The following is a 13,301-nucleotide window of genomic DNA, read 5'->3' as shown; positions in this document are numbered from 1 at the left end:
AGCAAGCACATGGACCTTGAACTCGCGAATGCCGTCGTGCTGGTCACCGGCGGCAGCAAGGGCATCGGACTGGCCTGCGCGCGCGCCTTCGCTGGCGAAGGCGCGCGCCTGGCGATCGCGTCGCGCGATCCGGCCAACCTCGCCGCGGCCACCGCCGCATTGAAATCGGACGGCATCGCCGCGGTGACCGTCGAGGCCGACCTCGCCGACCCGACGCAGGCGGCGCGCATGGTGCGCGAGGTCGAGCAGCAGCTGGGGCCGATCGACGTCCTCGTCAACTCGGCAGGGGCTGCAAAGCGCACCCCGGCGTCCGAGCTCACCGCGGCGCATTGGCATGCCGCGATGCAGGCGAAGTTCTTCACCTACATCCACGCGATCGACGCGGTGCTGCCGGGCATGGCAGGGCGGCGCGCCGGCGCCATCGTCAACATCGTCGGCATGGGCGGCAAGCTCGCGTCGCCGGTGCACCTGCCGGGCGGCTCCGCCAACGCGGCGCTGATGCTGGCGAGCAGCGGCCTGGCGAATGCATATGCGGCCCAGGGCGTGCGGGTCAACGTCGTGAACCCGGGCATGACGGCGACCGAGCGCATGCAGGAAGGGCTGGCGGCCGAGGCGCGGCTGGCCGGCCGGCCGGTCGAGGAGGTGCTCCAGCAGCGGCTGCGCACGACGCCGATGGGACGCATCGCCGAGCCGCGCGACATCGCCGACGTGGTGGTCTTCCTCGCGTCGCCGCGGGCCGGGTACGTGAGCGGGGCAGTCGTGTCGCTGGATGGCGCCGCCACGCCGATGGTGGTCTAGGGCGGCCTGAGTTGGAGACACACCATGCCCGCCGACCCCGACCTTGACGCCCCCGCCCGCCGGCTCCTCGCCATCGCCCAGCGCGTCGCCGACGCGCACCTCGGCATCGACGATGCCTCGCTGATGTCGTGCGTCTCGGGCTCCACCGTCGACAACATTGCCGATGCCCGCTCCGATGTCGACATGAGCGTGGTCTTCGCGAAGCTGCCGGACGAGGCGGTCCTGCGCGACGCGTGCAGGCGCGCCGGCGGCGACTGGTTCTGGAGCGCGGGCAACGTGACCGAGGGCCTGGTGGTCTCGTTCCGCGTCGACGGCGTGGAGGTGCAGATCGGCTACAACAGCGAAGCCGGATTGATCGCCGACCTGGACGAGGTGCTGGTCCGGCACAACCCCGACACGCCCAACCACAAGCTCGCCGAAGGCATCCTCAAGTCGATGCCGCTGGCCGGCGCCGATCGGCTCGCGGCACTGCAGCGACGCCTCGCCGAATTTCCGCCGAAGCTTGGCCGCGCCATGGTCGTTCACGGGCTCATCGGGCCGGTCTCATGGCGGGGCGTCTCGCAGCTGCTGCACCGCGACGCGGGGCTGTGGTGCCGCGAGATCCAGGTGGATGCGTGCTATCGCCACCTGCTGATCCTCAGCGGCTTGAACCGCCGCTACTTCACGCGCTTCCAGGTCAAGCGCATGCAGCGGCTCGCGTCAAGGCTCGAGATCGCCCCGCCGCAGCTCGCCGGGCGCATCGACACGCTGCTGTCGGCGCCGCACCGCGAGGCCTTCGGCGCCCTGCATGCGCTGGAGCGCGAGGTGCTCGACCTGGTGGCCGAGCACATGCCGGACGTGGAGCTCGCGGCGGCCCGCACGCGGTGGGGAGCTTTCGCGCCCGACTGATCCCGGGAGCCTGCTAGTGGCCTGTAACGGCCACTAGGGCATCTCCCCCTGCCAGCGCCGAAATGCGAGGAACTCCGCCCGATCCCGCGGCCCGTAGGTGGCGAACGAGGGCCGCGGATCGTTCATGTATTCGGCCTTCTTCTTCTGCACGCCATCCTTGGCCAGCTTCTTGCGCATGTCCTGCGGCGCCAGCCCGTACACCCTCGCCGCGTTGAGCCCGAACACCTTGCGCTTGATCGCCGGCGTGAGCGCCGGGTAGCCGTACTTCTCCTGGAACTCGCGGCTGATCTCGAAGGCGCGAAAGGCCTGGATCTGGTCTTGCGGGCTGCCGTACCAGATGGAGTCGGTGCCCCACAGCACGTGATCCTCGCCGAAGGTCTTCAGCAGCTTGCCGAGCAGGTGCGCCGCCTGGTCGGGATCGCGCATCACGAAGCGCCAGGTGCTGCCGAGCTCGGCATAGACGTTGCGGGGGCTGCCCGCCTCGAGCATGGAGCGCACCAGCACGTCGGCACCCGCCTGCGCCCTGGCGTCGTAGGGGCCTTCCTTCACCGCCGTGTCGAAGCCCGAGTGGTAGATGAGGAAGTTCATGTCCGGATGGCGCCGGGCCGCCGGACCGATGTCGCGCGCGCTGGAGTACTCGTAGCCGCGCGCGCCGAAGGCCAGGCCCTTGTGGACGGCGATGTTGCGCACGCCCAGCTTGCGCGCGCGCTCGATGAAGGGCGTGCCGTGGCGATCGTCGTCGAGGAAGAAGCCGGCGGCACCGTCACGTGGACCGAATTGCGTGTAGGTCTTGAAGGCCGACAGCTTGTAGCGCGCCGCCTGCGCCTCCATGCCCTCGAGCTCGCCGGGCAGCGTCGGCATGCAGCGGCCGTGCAGCAGCAGCCGCTCGGTGCCGTCGAGCGCATTCGCCGCTTCGCGCGTGGCCCCCGCGGCCTCGAAGTCGAGCGGGTTGGTGTCCAGGCCGCCCGGAACGTGCGACAGCACGCCCATCGCGGTGTCGCTGTCGAGGAACACGTCCTTCAGCAAGGCGCCGCTGGAGAAGCACTCGATGTGATCCTGCTGGCCGCAGCGGCTGTTGGGCATGCCCTTGAACGCCTCCGGCCCCGCCTTCTGCCGCCACGCGCCCTTCGGGTTCACGTGGTGGAGCTGCACGTCGAAGATGAACTCGTCGCCGCCCACCGCCGCCTGCGCGGCGGCGAGCTCGAACGGCGCCTCGGGCGCCAGCGCATAGCGGCCGCCTGTCTTGCCGGCGGCCGCGAACGCGCGGTTGAAGGCGCCCAGCGTGGCGGCCGCGCCGAGGGCGCCGATGAGGTAGCGGCGGCGGTCCAGGCCGATGCGCCTGGCGGCGTCCTCGATGGCGTCGCGGGCCAGCTCGCGAGCGTGCAATGCGGGGGCGGCCAGCGGCACCGGGGCGAATTCGCCGTTCGAGGTGGTGTCGAGCTTGATGGGCAGGCGTGGGGTCATGCGGCGGTCACCGTGGTTCGTGGGGGGCGAAGCGCAACCCCCAAACAACTCCCATAGAACCGGCCGGTTGCAAAGTCAAGCCGCAACTTCGATGGTTTCCCCTGCCCCCGTTGAAAGCAGATCGACAGCCCCGTTGCCGAGCATCGCTGCACCAGAGGAGACAACGCCATGCAAATCACCGGCATGCTTCACGGCGCGCGCCTGCTTCAGTTCGTCGGCTTTCCCGCCACCGAGGTGCTCGGCCCGGCGGCCAGCGAGGAAGAGATCAAGTCGCTGATCGACCGTCACAAGCAGGTCTTCATCAAGCCGGTCTTCAAGGGCGGCATCGGCAAGAAGGGCAAGGCCGGGCTGCTCGGCCGCGCCGGCGACCTGAAGACCGCGCTGGCCGAGAAGGAGCGGCTTTACTTCGCCGAGCACCGCGTGGGCCACGTGCGCGCCAAGGCCAATGGCGTCACCTTCGAGGCCGGCGTGCCGGCGCGCCACGAGGTGTATTTCTCGATCACCGACTCGACGCATTTCCGCGCCCCGACGATGACCTTGACGCACGTGGGCGGCATGGACATCGAGGAGGTCGACAGGAAGCAGGTGGCGATGGTGCCGTTCGACCCGCTCACCGGGCTGAAGGCTTTCGTCGTGGCCAACGCGCTCACCGAGATCGGGGCGCCCAAGGAAATCATCTCGCCGCTGGTGCAGCAGCTGCCGAAGCTGTGGGAGCTGTTCCACGACTTCGGCATGACGACGCTGGAGCTCAACCCGATCCGCATGCGCGAGGACGCGAAGGGCCGGCTCACGCCGGTCGCCTGCGACTTCAAGTGCGGCTTCGACCGCGATGACCCGCGCTGGGCCCGCCTCGGGCTGCCGCCGCACCTGTTCGCCGCCGACTACTCCGACTTCGAGCAGGAGATCAACACGCTGCGCACGCACCAGGGCCAGAGCGACGTCTACGTCATCAACGAGCGCGGCACCGTGCTCGCGCCGACCTTCGGCGGCGGCGCCAATTCGCTGGTCACCGAGATGCTCGGCGACGACGCGATCATCTCGTCCGACTTCGGCGGCAACCCGCCGTACGAGAAGATGAAGGAGGTCGCGCGCATCTGCTTCAAGCACTGGCTGAAGCAGTCGAACGTGCTGTTCATCATCGGCGGCAAGTCGAACAACACCGACATCCATGAAACGCTGCGCGCGATGGCCGACGCGCTGCGCGAGCACTTCAGCCGCTACGGCCCCACGCCGCTGTACGTCGTGCTGGGCCGCGGCGGCCCGAACCTCGTGCGCGGCATGGGCGCGCTGCGCGACACCTGCGACGCGCTGGGGCTGCCGTACCGCCTCTTCGGCTTCGACTCCGACATGAGCGAGGTCATCCAGTACGCGAAGAAGGCCGACGCGTGGATGAAGTCCGGCGGTCGGCAGCAGGTCGCTGCGCGACTGGGCATTTCCACACCGGCAGCCGCCTGAGGAGACCACCATGCCAAGACAATCCGTCGGCGACTTCAAGTACCACGTCGGCATCAGCTCGCTGACGCAGATCGCCTCGCGTGAGGACCGCGTCTGCGTGCTCAACATCCTGGGCGGCGAATCGAGCGATGTCACGCCGGTGAGCCATGCCTACTCCGGCGGCAACGTGGTGTTCGGCACCGCGCCCGGCAAGGGCGGCCAGACGCTGCCCACGCCCATCGGCAACGTGCCGGTCTACAACAGCGTCAAGGAAGGCCTGGAGGCGGGACACCGCTTCAACTGCGGCGTGGTGTACCTGCCGCCGGCGGCGGCGCGCGACGGCGTGGCCGAGCTGATCCGCGTCAATTCCGATCTGCGCAAGGTCTTCATCATCACCGAGAAGATCGCGGTGCACGACGCGCGCGAGATCCGCGCCATGGGACAGGCGAACCGCGTCGACATCTTCGGCGCCAACGGCCTCGGCGTGGCCGACTCCTGGAACCAGGTGCGCATCGGCGGCGCGCTGGGCGGCGACAACCCGGGCGACACCCTGCGCCGCGGCTCGATCGCCATCTTCTCCAACTCGGGCGGCTTCTCCACCACCATCGCGCAGTACCTGCGCATGGCCGGCTGGGGCACGACCACCGTGATCTCCAGCGGCAAGGATGTCTACATCCACTACGCGGCGCCGGAGTTCGCCTTTGCGCTGGCCAACGACGCGCGCAGCAAGGCGGCGGTGCTGTACTGCGAGCCGGGCGGCTACTACGAGCTCGATGCGCACTTCACCAAGCCGGTCGTGGCCTGCGTGGTCGGCCGCTGGAAGAGCAAGCTCACGCGCGCCGTCGGCCACGCCGGCGCGATGGCCGGAGGCAGCGACGATGCGCTGGCCAAAGAACGCTGGTTCATGGACAAGTTCGGCGTGGACGGCATCTTCACGCCCGACCAGCCGGTGTTCTCGTCGCGCGGCGCCGTGGTGACCAACATCGCGCACATCCCGGCGGCGCTCACTGCCGTGATGCGCGCCAACGCGACGATGCCCGACTTCGAGCCGGAAGGCAGCCTCGCGCTGAAGCCGTGGTTCGGGTCCGACCAAGGGCTTGCGCTGCCCCCCGAGCTGGCGCTGCCCGTGGTCGCCGCCGTCGCGCCGTACAACGAGCAGATCGCGCTGCTGAACCGGCAGATCGGCTGCACGGTGCCGCGCCAGGCGCTCAAGGATGCGTCCGGCGCATCGCAGATGGATCCCACCACGCAGGTGAGCAGCCTGCACGGCGTGTCCATGCTGCAGGCGGCGCAGTACCCGCTGGAGGCGAACGTCGGGCTGGCGCTGCTGCACGAGGCCGGCGGCGAGATCGACCGCCAGCTCATCAACGTGGCCGTCGCCGCCTTCGTCAACCTGCGTGGCATGCCCGAGCTCGCCGCGGCGCAGGCCAGCCGGGAAGCCGGCAATGCGCCGAACGCGGTGCTCGCCGCCGCGGCCTCCATCGTCGGCCCCAAGCGCCAGGAGGCCGCGCGGCGCGCGGCCCGGCTGATGATCGAGCGCTTCGCCGCCGCAGGTCTGGCCGATGCGTTCGACGAAGGCTTCGACCTGGCCCGTGTCGATCGCGACGGCGCCGAGTCGCTGACAGCCGCCCAAAGCGATCCGCGCGCCGAGGCCATGCTGGCGGGACTGAAGGCGCGCGGGATCCGATCGGTGTTCGTTCGCTGGCTCGCCGCGCTGGGAAATCCCACGGCCGACGCGGTGCTCGCGGCCATCACCACCTCGATGGCCTGGGGACCCCTGATGCGCAAGCGCATCTCGCGCCTGACGGCCGAGAGCCTGCCGTGGTGGATGCAGCTCTTCGGCACGCTGATCGGCGCTTCGGCCGATGCGTCGCGACACGAGGCGGATCGCTTCTGCGGCTTCACCACGCAGGCGATGCTCACCGAGCTGAGCCTCACCGAGATCGGCTACGCGGCGCTGTTCGGCCGCGTGCCGACGGTCAACGACCTGTTCGCGTTCCAGACCTTGATCGGCCTGCTGCTCACCAACGGCCCGGGCGCCATCTCGGCGCAAGGCGCCAAGGGCGCCGTCTCGGCCGACGGTCCCGAGTCGCCGGAGCGCGTTCAGCTCAACAAGGCGCTGATGGGCTTTCTCACGCACACCGGCTACACCCACGGCGGCAACGGCTACGAGGGCATCGCCTTCCTGATGGAGCAGTTCCGCGACAGCGGCCTGGCCGATCCGGCTTCACGCGCGCACGGACTCGACCTGAAGGCGCTGGCGGCGCGCGCGGTGGATCAGTACGCGGCCTACAAGAGCCGGCAGAAGCATGTCGGCAGCCTCGACATCGCCAAGCTGCCGGGCGTGAACCATCCGGTGTTCAAGGACAAGCCGGTGAACCACGACCCTCGCGAAGTGTTCATCGCCGAGCTGTTCGAGCGACGCGGCGAAACCAACGTCTTCCACGCCTTCTACCGGGAGCTGGTGCAGGCGCTGTTCGACGCCGGCGTGTCGCGCAACGTGTACTGCGTGAACGTCGATGCGGTCATCGCGGCGCTGCTGCTCAAGCTCTTGTGGCAGCCGCTGCAGCGCGGGGAGATCGGCGAGCGCGACCTGGAGACCGCAGCCTTCACGATCTTCCTGTACCCGCGCATGCTGGGCTGCGCGGCGGAGATCGACGATCACCTGAATCGAGGTCGCAACATGGACACGCGGACGGTGGCGTCGCAGTGCCGGTTCGTGGCGTGAGCGTGAGGGCTTTCACCGCCGCACGAGCTTCTTCGCCGCCTTCCACACCACCGGTGGAACGACTTCCCGCCCGGCGATGCGCATCCATCGCAGCACGCTGCTGTCCATGTACCGCGACGCGTGCGGCGCGACCCCGCGCTGGTCCGCGCGGTTGCTGTAGAAGTACGCCGCCACCGATCGGCGCACCTGCCCCGGCGGCATGGCCAGGGGCACCGGATGGCCATGGAAGCTCACGTCGCTGTGGCGCATCAGCACCGTGCGGCCGAACGCCGGCTCGATGCGGCGCACGCATTCGCGGGGCTTGGCCCGCCACAGCTCGAGCGCGCCGCCCCACTCGGCGTTCCAGTCGCGGTTGAGGTAGGTGATCAGCACCATCTCGTTGTCCAGGCCGGTGTGCGCATGCTTGTTGAAGTCGGTGTGGATGCGAAAGCGCCCGCCGTTGCGCGCTTCGTGAAAGCCGCCGTTCCACAGCGCGGGGTCGGCGATGAGGCGATCCACCCCGGTCACCTGCTGCAGGAAGTCGACGAACCAGCCTGAATGCAGGGTGGCGAAGTAGAGCTCCGCCGCGCGGCCGAGCCGCGTGGAGGGCAGCGAGCGCAGGGTCACCTCGTGCAGCCCATCCTGCGAACGCCGCCAGCGCGAGGCCTCGAGCAGGTCGAACTCCTCGGCCACCAGCTCGAGCAGGCGCGCATCGAACAGGCCGTCGACCACCAGATGCGCAAACGGCTCGGCGCCGGCGAAGGCCTGCTTCAGCGCGCTCACCGACGCCGGCAGCAGGCGCTCCGGCTGCACCAGGCCGTCGAGCGGCAGCGTGACGCCGCGGATGGTGACGCAGTCGCGCGCACCGGCCGCCTTGTCGAGCGCCGCCGAATCCTCCTCGATGATGGAGCTCATCTTCCCCCACTCCCCTCGCCGCTTGCGGTTCCGCCGGCACTTCGTGAATATAGCCAGGAGGCGCGAGCGCGTGTCGTTTCTACACGCGCCGACCGCCTGAATGAAGGGTTTGCATGACCACCCATGTGCTTCACCGCCACTTGCACCATCACCCGCCTGTTGCCGTGACCGGCCAGGGCGTGTGGCTCACCGATGCGCAGGGCCGGCGCTACCTCGACGCGTCGGGCGGCGCGGCCGTGTCCTGCCTGGGCCACGGCCATCCGGACGTGCTGGCCGCCATGCACGCGCAGATCGACCGCCTGGCCTATGCCCACACCAGCTTCTTCACCACCGACGTGGCCGAGGCGCTGGCCGATCAGCTCGTGAAGACGGCACCGGCGGGGATCAGCCACGCGTATTTCGTGAGCGGCGGCTCCGAGGCGATGGAAGCGGCGCTCAAGATGGCGCGGCAGTACTTCGTCGAGACCGGACAGCCGCAGCGCAGCCGCTTCATCGCCCGCCGCCAGAGCTATCACGGCAACACGCTGGGCGCCCTGTCGATCGGCGGCAACGCGTGGCGGCGCGCGCCCTTCGCGCCGATGCTCATCGCGGCCACCCACGTCTCGCCCTGCTATCCGTACCGCGAGCAGCTGCCCGGCGAAACCGCCGTGCACTACGGCCTGCGCCTGGCCGAGGAGCTGGACCAGACCATCGTTGCGCTCGGCGCCGACAGCGTGATCGCCTTCGTCGCCGAGACGGTGGGCGGCGCCACCGCCGGCGTGCTGACGCCGGTGCCGGGCTACTTCCGCGCCGTCCGCGAGGTGTGCGACCGCCACGGCGTGCTGCTGATCCTCGACGAGGTGATGTGCGGCATGGGCCGCACCGGCACGCTGCACGCCTGCGAGCAGGAAGGCGTGACGCCCGACCTGATCGCCATCGCGAAAGGTCTCGGCGGGGGCTACCAGCCCATCGGCGCGGTCCTGGCACAGGCGCGCGTCGTCGATGCGATGAGCGACGGCAGCGGCTTCTTCCAGCATGGCCACACCTACCTGGGCCACCCGGTGGCCTGCGCGGCGTCGCTCGCGGTGCAGCAGGTGATCGAGCGCGACGGGCTGCTCGAGGCGGTGCGGGCCCGTGGTGCATCGTTCGAGGCGATGCTGCGCGCGGCGCTGGGGGAGCATGCGCACGTGGGTGACATCCGCGGGCGCGGACTGTTCTGGGGTGTGGAGCTGGTGCAGGACCGCGCGACGAAGCAGCCGTTCGATCCTTCCCGCAGGCTGCATGCGCGCATCAAGGCCGAGGCCATGGCCGCGGGTCTCATGCTTTACCCGATGGGCGGCACGGTCGACGGGCGGTATGGTGACCACGTGCTGCTGGCGCCGCCCTTCATCGTGAGCGACGCCGAACTCGCCGTCATCGTCGAGCGTTTCGCGGCAGCCCTCGACCGTTCCATCAACACCTGAGGATTTCGACCGATGAGCATCCGACCCCTCGCCAGCGCCGCGGCACTCCTGGCCGCCGCCCTCTCCAGCGCACCGGCCGCCGCGCAGCAGAAGTTCGTCACCATCGGCACGGGCGGCGTCACCGGCGTCTACTACGCGGCCGGCGGCGCCATCTGCCGGCTGGTCAACAAGGACCGCGCCAAGCACGGCATTCGCTGCTCGGTCGAATCGACCGGCGGCTCGGTGTTCAACGTCAACACCATCAAGGCGGGGGAGCTCGACCTCGGGTTCACGCAGTCGGACGTGCAGTACAACGCGGTCAAGGGCCTCGCGCAGTTCAAGGACGGCGGCGCCTACGGTGACCTGCGCGCGGTGTTCTCGGTGCACCCCGAGCCCTTCACCGTGCTGGCGCGCAAGGAAGCCAACGTCAAGACCTTCGCCGACTTCAAGGGCAAGCGCTTCAACGTCGGCAACCCGGGATCCGGCACGCGCGCCTCGATGGAAGAGCTGCTCGCGGCCATGGGATGGAAGCTCGGCGACTTCTCGCTCGCCTCGGAGCTGAAGGCCGACGAGCACGGGCCGGCGCTGTGCGACGGCAAGATCGACGGCTTCTTCTACGGCGTGGGCCATCCGTCGGCCAACATCCAGGACCCCACCACCTCCTGCGGCGCCAGGCTGGTCTCGCTCACCGGCTCCGCGGTCGACAAGCTGGTCGCCGACAAGCCCTACTACGCGCGCGCCACCATCCCCGGCGGCCTGTACCCCAACAACCCCGAGCCCACGCAGACCTACGGCGTGCTGGCCACGGTGGTCACCTCGTCCAAGGCGCCTGCCGACCAGGTGTATGCGGTCGTGAAAGCGGTGTTCGACAACTTCGACGAGTTCAAGAAGCTGCATCCGGCGTTGGTGAACCTGAAGCCGGAGAGCATGGTGAAGGACGGGCTGAGCGCGCCGATGCACGAGGGCGCATTGAGGTACTACAAGGAGAAGGGCTGGGTGAACTGAGGTCCATGGCCACCGCCACCCCCGACCTCGACCAGCTCGTCAAGGAAGCCGACCTCGGCGGACGCGAGCCTGCCGGGGCGGTCGGCGCGGCGCTCGCGCTGATCGCCGGCGCGTGGTCGCTGTTCCAGTTCTGGTATGCATCGCCGCTGCCCTTCACCTTCGGCTTCGGCATCCTGAACGACACGGAAGCGCGCGCCATCCACCTGGCCTTCGCGGTGTTCCTGGCGTTCTGCGCCTTCCCCGCCTTCCAGCGCTCGTCGCGCCGCGTGATTCCCTGGACCGACTGGCTGCTGGCGCTGGTCGGGGCGTTCTGCGCGGCCTACCTGTTCCTGTTCTACAAGGAGCTCGCACAGCGGCCCGGCTCGCCCACGCGCATGGACATCGTCGTGGGCATCGCCGGCGTGCTGATCATGCTCGAGGCCACGCGCCGGGCGATGGGCTTCGGCATGCTGGTGACGACCGGCCTGTTCATGCTGTACGTGTTCGCCGGCCCCTACATGCCCGAGGTGATCCAGCACCGCGGCGCGTCGCTGTCGCGCTTCATCTCGCACATGTGGCTCACCACCGAAGGCGTGTACGGCGTCGCGCTGGGCGTCTCGGTGCAGTTCATCTTCCTGTTCGTGCTGTTCGGCACCCTGCTCGACATCGCCGGGGCCGGCAACTACATGCTGCAGGTGTCGCTGGCGCTGCTCGGGCACCTTCGCGGCGGACCGGCCAAGGTGGCGGTGGTGTCCTCCGCGCTCAACGGCGTGGTGTCGGGCTCGTCGGTGTCCAACGTGGTGTCGGGCGGCATCTTCACCATCCCGCTGATGAAGCGCACCGGCTACTCGGGGGTGAAGGCCGGCGCGATCGAGGCCGCGTCGTCGATCAATGGCCAGATCATGCCGCCGGTGATGGGCGCGGCCGCCTTCCTGATGGTGGAGTACGTCGGCATCCCTTACGCGGAGATCATCAAGCATGCCGCGCTGCCGGCCGTCATCTCGTACGTCGCGCTGTTCTACATCGTGCACCTGGAGGCGCTGAAGCACGACCTGAAGCCGCTGGTGCGCAGCCGCATACCGGCGTGGCGGGAGCGCCTGCTCGGCTGGGGCCTCGGCGTATCGGGAACGCTGGTCGCGCTGGGCGCGATCTACGCGCTGATCACCGGCGTGCAGGCGCTCACCGGGTCGGCGGCCGGCTGGGTGCTGGCCGCGCTCACGGCGCTGGCCTATGTGATGCTGATGGCCTACGCGTCGCGCCATCCGCCGGTGCCGGTGGACGACCCGCTGGCCGCCGACGTGCACCTGCCCGAGCCGTGGCCCACCGTGCGCGCCGGCCTGCACTTCATGATTCCCATCGTCGTGCTGCTGTGGTGCCTGATGGTCGAAGAGCTGTCGCCAGGACTGTCCGCCTTCTGGGCCACCGTGACCGTGATGGCGATGGTGCCGCTGCAACCGGTGATGCTCGCCCTCTTCAGCAAGGCCCCGCTGCAACGCGCGTGGCGCCAGGGCCTGGCCGATTTGTGGAGAGGGCTCGTGCTGGGCGCGCGCAACATGATCGGCATCGGGGTCGCGTGCGCCAGCGCCGGGCTCATCGTCGGCGTGATCACGCTCACCGGCATGGGCTTGATGATGACGGACTTCGTCGAGCTGGTGTCCGCGGGCAACGTGCTGGTGATGCTCGTCCTCACCGCGATCATCTGCCTCATCATCGGCGCCGGCGTGCCGACCACCGCCAACTACATCCTGGTGGCAACGCTGATGGCGCCGGTGATCGTCGAGCTGGGTGCGCGCTCCGGGCTGGTGATCCCGCTGATCGCGGTGCACCTGTTCGTCTTCTACTTCGGCATCCTCGCCGACGTGACGCCGCCGGTCGGACTGGCCTCGTATGCGGCGGCGGCGATCTCGGGCGCCGATCCCAACCAGACCGGCATGCAGGCCACCTGGTACAGCCTGCGCACCACCGTGCTGCCCTTCGTCTTCATCTTCAATCCGCAGATCCTGTTCATCGGCGTGCACTCCTGGGCCCAGGTGGTCGTGGTCTGCATCACCGGCACGGTGGCCTCGCTGCTCTTCGCGGCCGCCACGATGCGCTGGTTCCGCGCGCGCTGCAGCTGGCTCGAGGTCGCCGCGCTGCTCGTCGCGACCTTCCTGTTCTTCCGGCCCGACTGGGTGATCGACCGCATCGCGCCGCGCTACGTGAGCGCACCCGCTGCCGATCTCTACAAGGTGGCCGACACGCTGGAGGAGGACGACTGGCTGGTGGTCGGCATCGCCGGCGAGACGCTGGCCGGCGATGCACAGAACAAGACCGTGGCCCTTCCGATGGGCCGCGGCGTCAACGGCCGCGAGCGGCTGCGCGACGCAGGCGTCACGCTGAGCCAGCTGGGCAGCGACATCGAGATCGCCGCCGTCAAGTTCGGCAGCCGCGCGCGCAAGCTGGGCGTCGAGCAGGGCTATCGCATCGTCGAGCTCAAGCTGCCGAACCCGCAGCGACCTTCGCCGAACTGGGTCTTCATCCCGGCGGCGCTGGTGGCGCTGGCGGTGTGGTGGCGGCAGGGACGCCGTCCGGCTTGGCAACCCGCATCGGCCTGATCCATGCGGGAACGGCAATTGCCCGCTTTCTGCTCCCATCCGTACTACGAGAGGTCCATGATGAAACCTCACACTGCTTGCACGATCGGTGCATTG

General features: G+C 69.3%; 9 protein-coding genes. 7 read left to right on the top strand and 2 right to left on the bottom strand.

What is annotated here, in order from left to right; all coding sequences use genetic code 11:
• Nucleotides 1–9 precede the first annotated feature (9 nt).
• Entirely contained in the window at nucleotides 10–798 is a 789-nt protein-coding gene (locus P7V53_RS06965; RefSeq protein ID WP_280154757.1) for an SDR family oxidoreductase, read from the top strand.
• Between the two features lie 24 nt (nucleotides 799–822).
• Complete coding sequence (locus tag P7V53_RS06960; protein ID WP_280154756.1) at nucleotides 823–1,686, top strand: hypothetical protein; 864 nt, start codon at nucleotides 823–825, stop codon at nucleotides 1,684–1,686.
• A gap of 33 nt (nucleotides 1,687–1,719) precedes the next feature.
• Here P7V53_RS06960 and P7V53_RS06955 read toward each other — a convergent pair whose 3' ends face one another.
• Nucleotides 1,720–3,150 (bottom strand): amidohydrolase family protein, encoded by a 1,431-nt coding sequence (locus P7V53_RS06955; protein ID WP_280154755.1) that lies wholly within the window; start codon nucleotides 3,148–3,150, stop codon nucleotides 1,720–1,722.
• A gap of 168 nt (nucleotides 3,151–3,318) precedes the next feature.
• Here P7V53_RS06955 and P7V53_RS06950 point away from each other — a divergent pair, with 168 nt between their 5' ends.
• Together P7V53_RS06950 and P7V53_RS06945 are read left to right on the top strand one after the other, a co-directional pair.
• Entirely contained in the window at nucleotides 3,319–4,605 is a 1,287-nt protein-coding gene (locus P7V53_RS06950; RefSeq protein WP_280154754.1) for an ATP citrate lyase citrate-binding domain-containing protein, read from the top strand.
• Nucleotides 4,606–4,615: 10 nt separating this feature from the next.
• Nucleotides 4,616–7,312, top strand: a complete 2,697-nt coding sequence (locus P7V53_RS06945) for a CoA-binding protein (protein WP_280154753.1) — start codon at nucleotides 4,616–4,618, stop codon at nucleotides 7,310–7,312.
• A gap of 12 nt (nucleotides 7,313–7,324) precedes the next feature.
• Here P7V53_RS06945 and P7V53_RS06940 read toward each other — a convergent pair whose 3' ends face one another.
• On the bottom strand, nucleotides 7,325–8,206 hold the full coding sequence (locus P7V53_RS06940) for a 2OG-Fe(II) oxygenase (protein ID WP_280154752.1): 882 nt from the start codon (nucleotides 8,204–8,206) through the stop codon (nucleotides 7,325–7,327).
• A gap of 113 nt (nucleotides 8,207–8,319) precedes the next feature.
• Here P7V53_RS06940 and P7V53_RS06935 point away from each other — a divergent pair, with 113 nt between their 5' ends.
• The 3 genes from P7V53_RS06935 to P7V53_RS06925 are packed head-to-tail and all read left to right on the top strand — an operon-like array spanning nucleotide 8,320 to nucleotide 13,205.
• The gene (locus P7V53_RS06935) at nucleotides 8,320–9,648 is read left to right on the top strand and encodes an aspartate aminotransferase family protein (protein WP_280154751.1); all 1,329 of its coding nucleotides are present in this window, start codon (nucleotides 8,320–8,322) and stop codon (nucleotides 9,646–9,648) included.
• 12 nt (nucleotides 9,649–9,660) lie between these two features.
• Complete coding sequence (locus P7V53_RS06930) at nucleotides 9,661–10,632, top strand: TAXI family TRAP transporter solute-binding subunit (protein WP_280154750.1); 972 nt, start codon at nucleotides 9,661–9,663, stop codon at nucleotides 10,630–10,632.
• A 5-nt stretch (nucleotides 10,633–10,637) separates the two neighbouring features.
• A complete protein-coding gene (locus P7V53_RS06925; protein ID WP_280154749.1) occupies nucleotides 10,638–13,205 on the top strand; it encodes a TRAP transporter permease in 2,568 nt (855 codons plus the stop codon).
• The last annotated feature ends 96 nt before the right edge of the window (nucleotides 13,206–13,301 follow it).

Origin of the sequence: Piscinibacter sp. XHJ-5 (genome assembly GCF_029855045.1) — a bacterium.
Taxonomy (GTDB): domain Bacteria; phylum Pseudomonadota; class Gammaproteobacteria; order Burkholderiales; family Burkholderiaceae_C; genus Albitalea.
The sequence above is the reverse complement of the archived record's forward strand: the minus strand, read 5'-3'. Positions and strand labels throughout refer to the sequence as shown.

Coding starts and splice junctions, on each gene's coding strand:
- P7V53_RS06965 (WP_280154757.1), top strand. CDS start 10: ATGGACCTTGAACTCGCGAATGCCGTCGTGCTGGTCACCGGCGGCAGC.
- P7V53_RS06960 (WP_280154756.1), top strand. CDS start 823: ATGCCCGCCGACCCCGACCTTGACGCCCCCGCCCGCCGGCTCCTCGCC.
- P7V53_RS06955 (WP_280154755.1), bottom strand. CDS start 3,150: ATGACCCCACGCCTGCCCATCAAGCTCGACACCACCTCGAACGGCGAA.
- P7V53_RS06950 (WP_280154754.1), top strand. CDS start 3,319: ATGCAAATCACCGGCATGCTTCACGGCGCGCGCCTGCTTCAGTTCGTC.
- P7V53_RS06945 (WP_280154753.1), top strand. CDS start 4,616: ATGCCAAGACAATCCGTCGGCGACTTCAAGTACCACGTCGGCATCAGC.
- P7V53_RS06940 (WP_280154752.1), bottom strand. CDS start 8,206: ATGAGCTCCATCATCGAGGAGGATTCGGCGGCGCTCGACAAGGCGGCC.
- P7V53_RS06935 (WP_280154751.1), top strand. CDS start 8,320: ATGACCACCCATGTGCTTCACCGCCACTTGCACCATCACCCGCCTGTT.
- P7V53_RS06930 (WP_280154750.1), top strand. CDS start 9,661: ATGAGCATCCGACCCCTCGCCAGCGCCGCGGCACTCCTGGCCGCCGCC.
- P7V53_RS06925 (WP_280154749.1), top strand. CDS start 10,638: ATGGCCACCGCCACCCCCGACCTCGACCAGCTCGTCAAGGAAGCCGAC.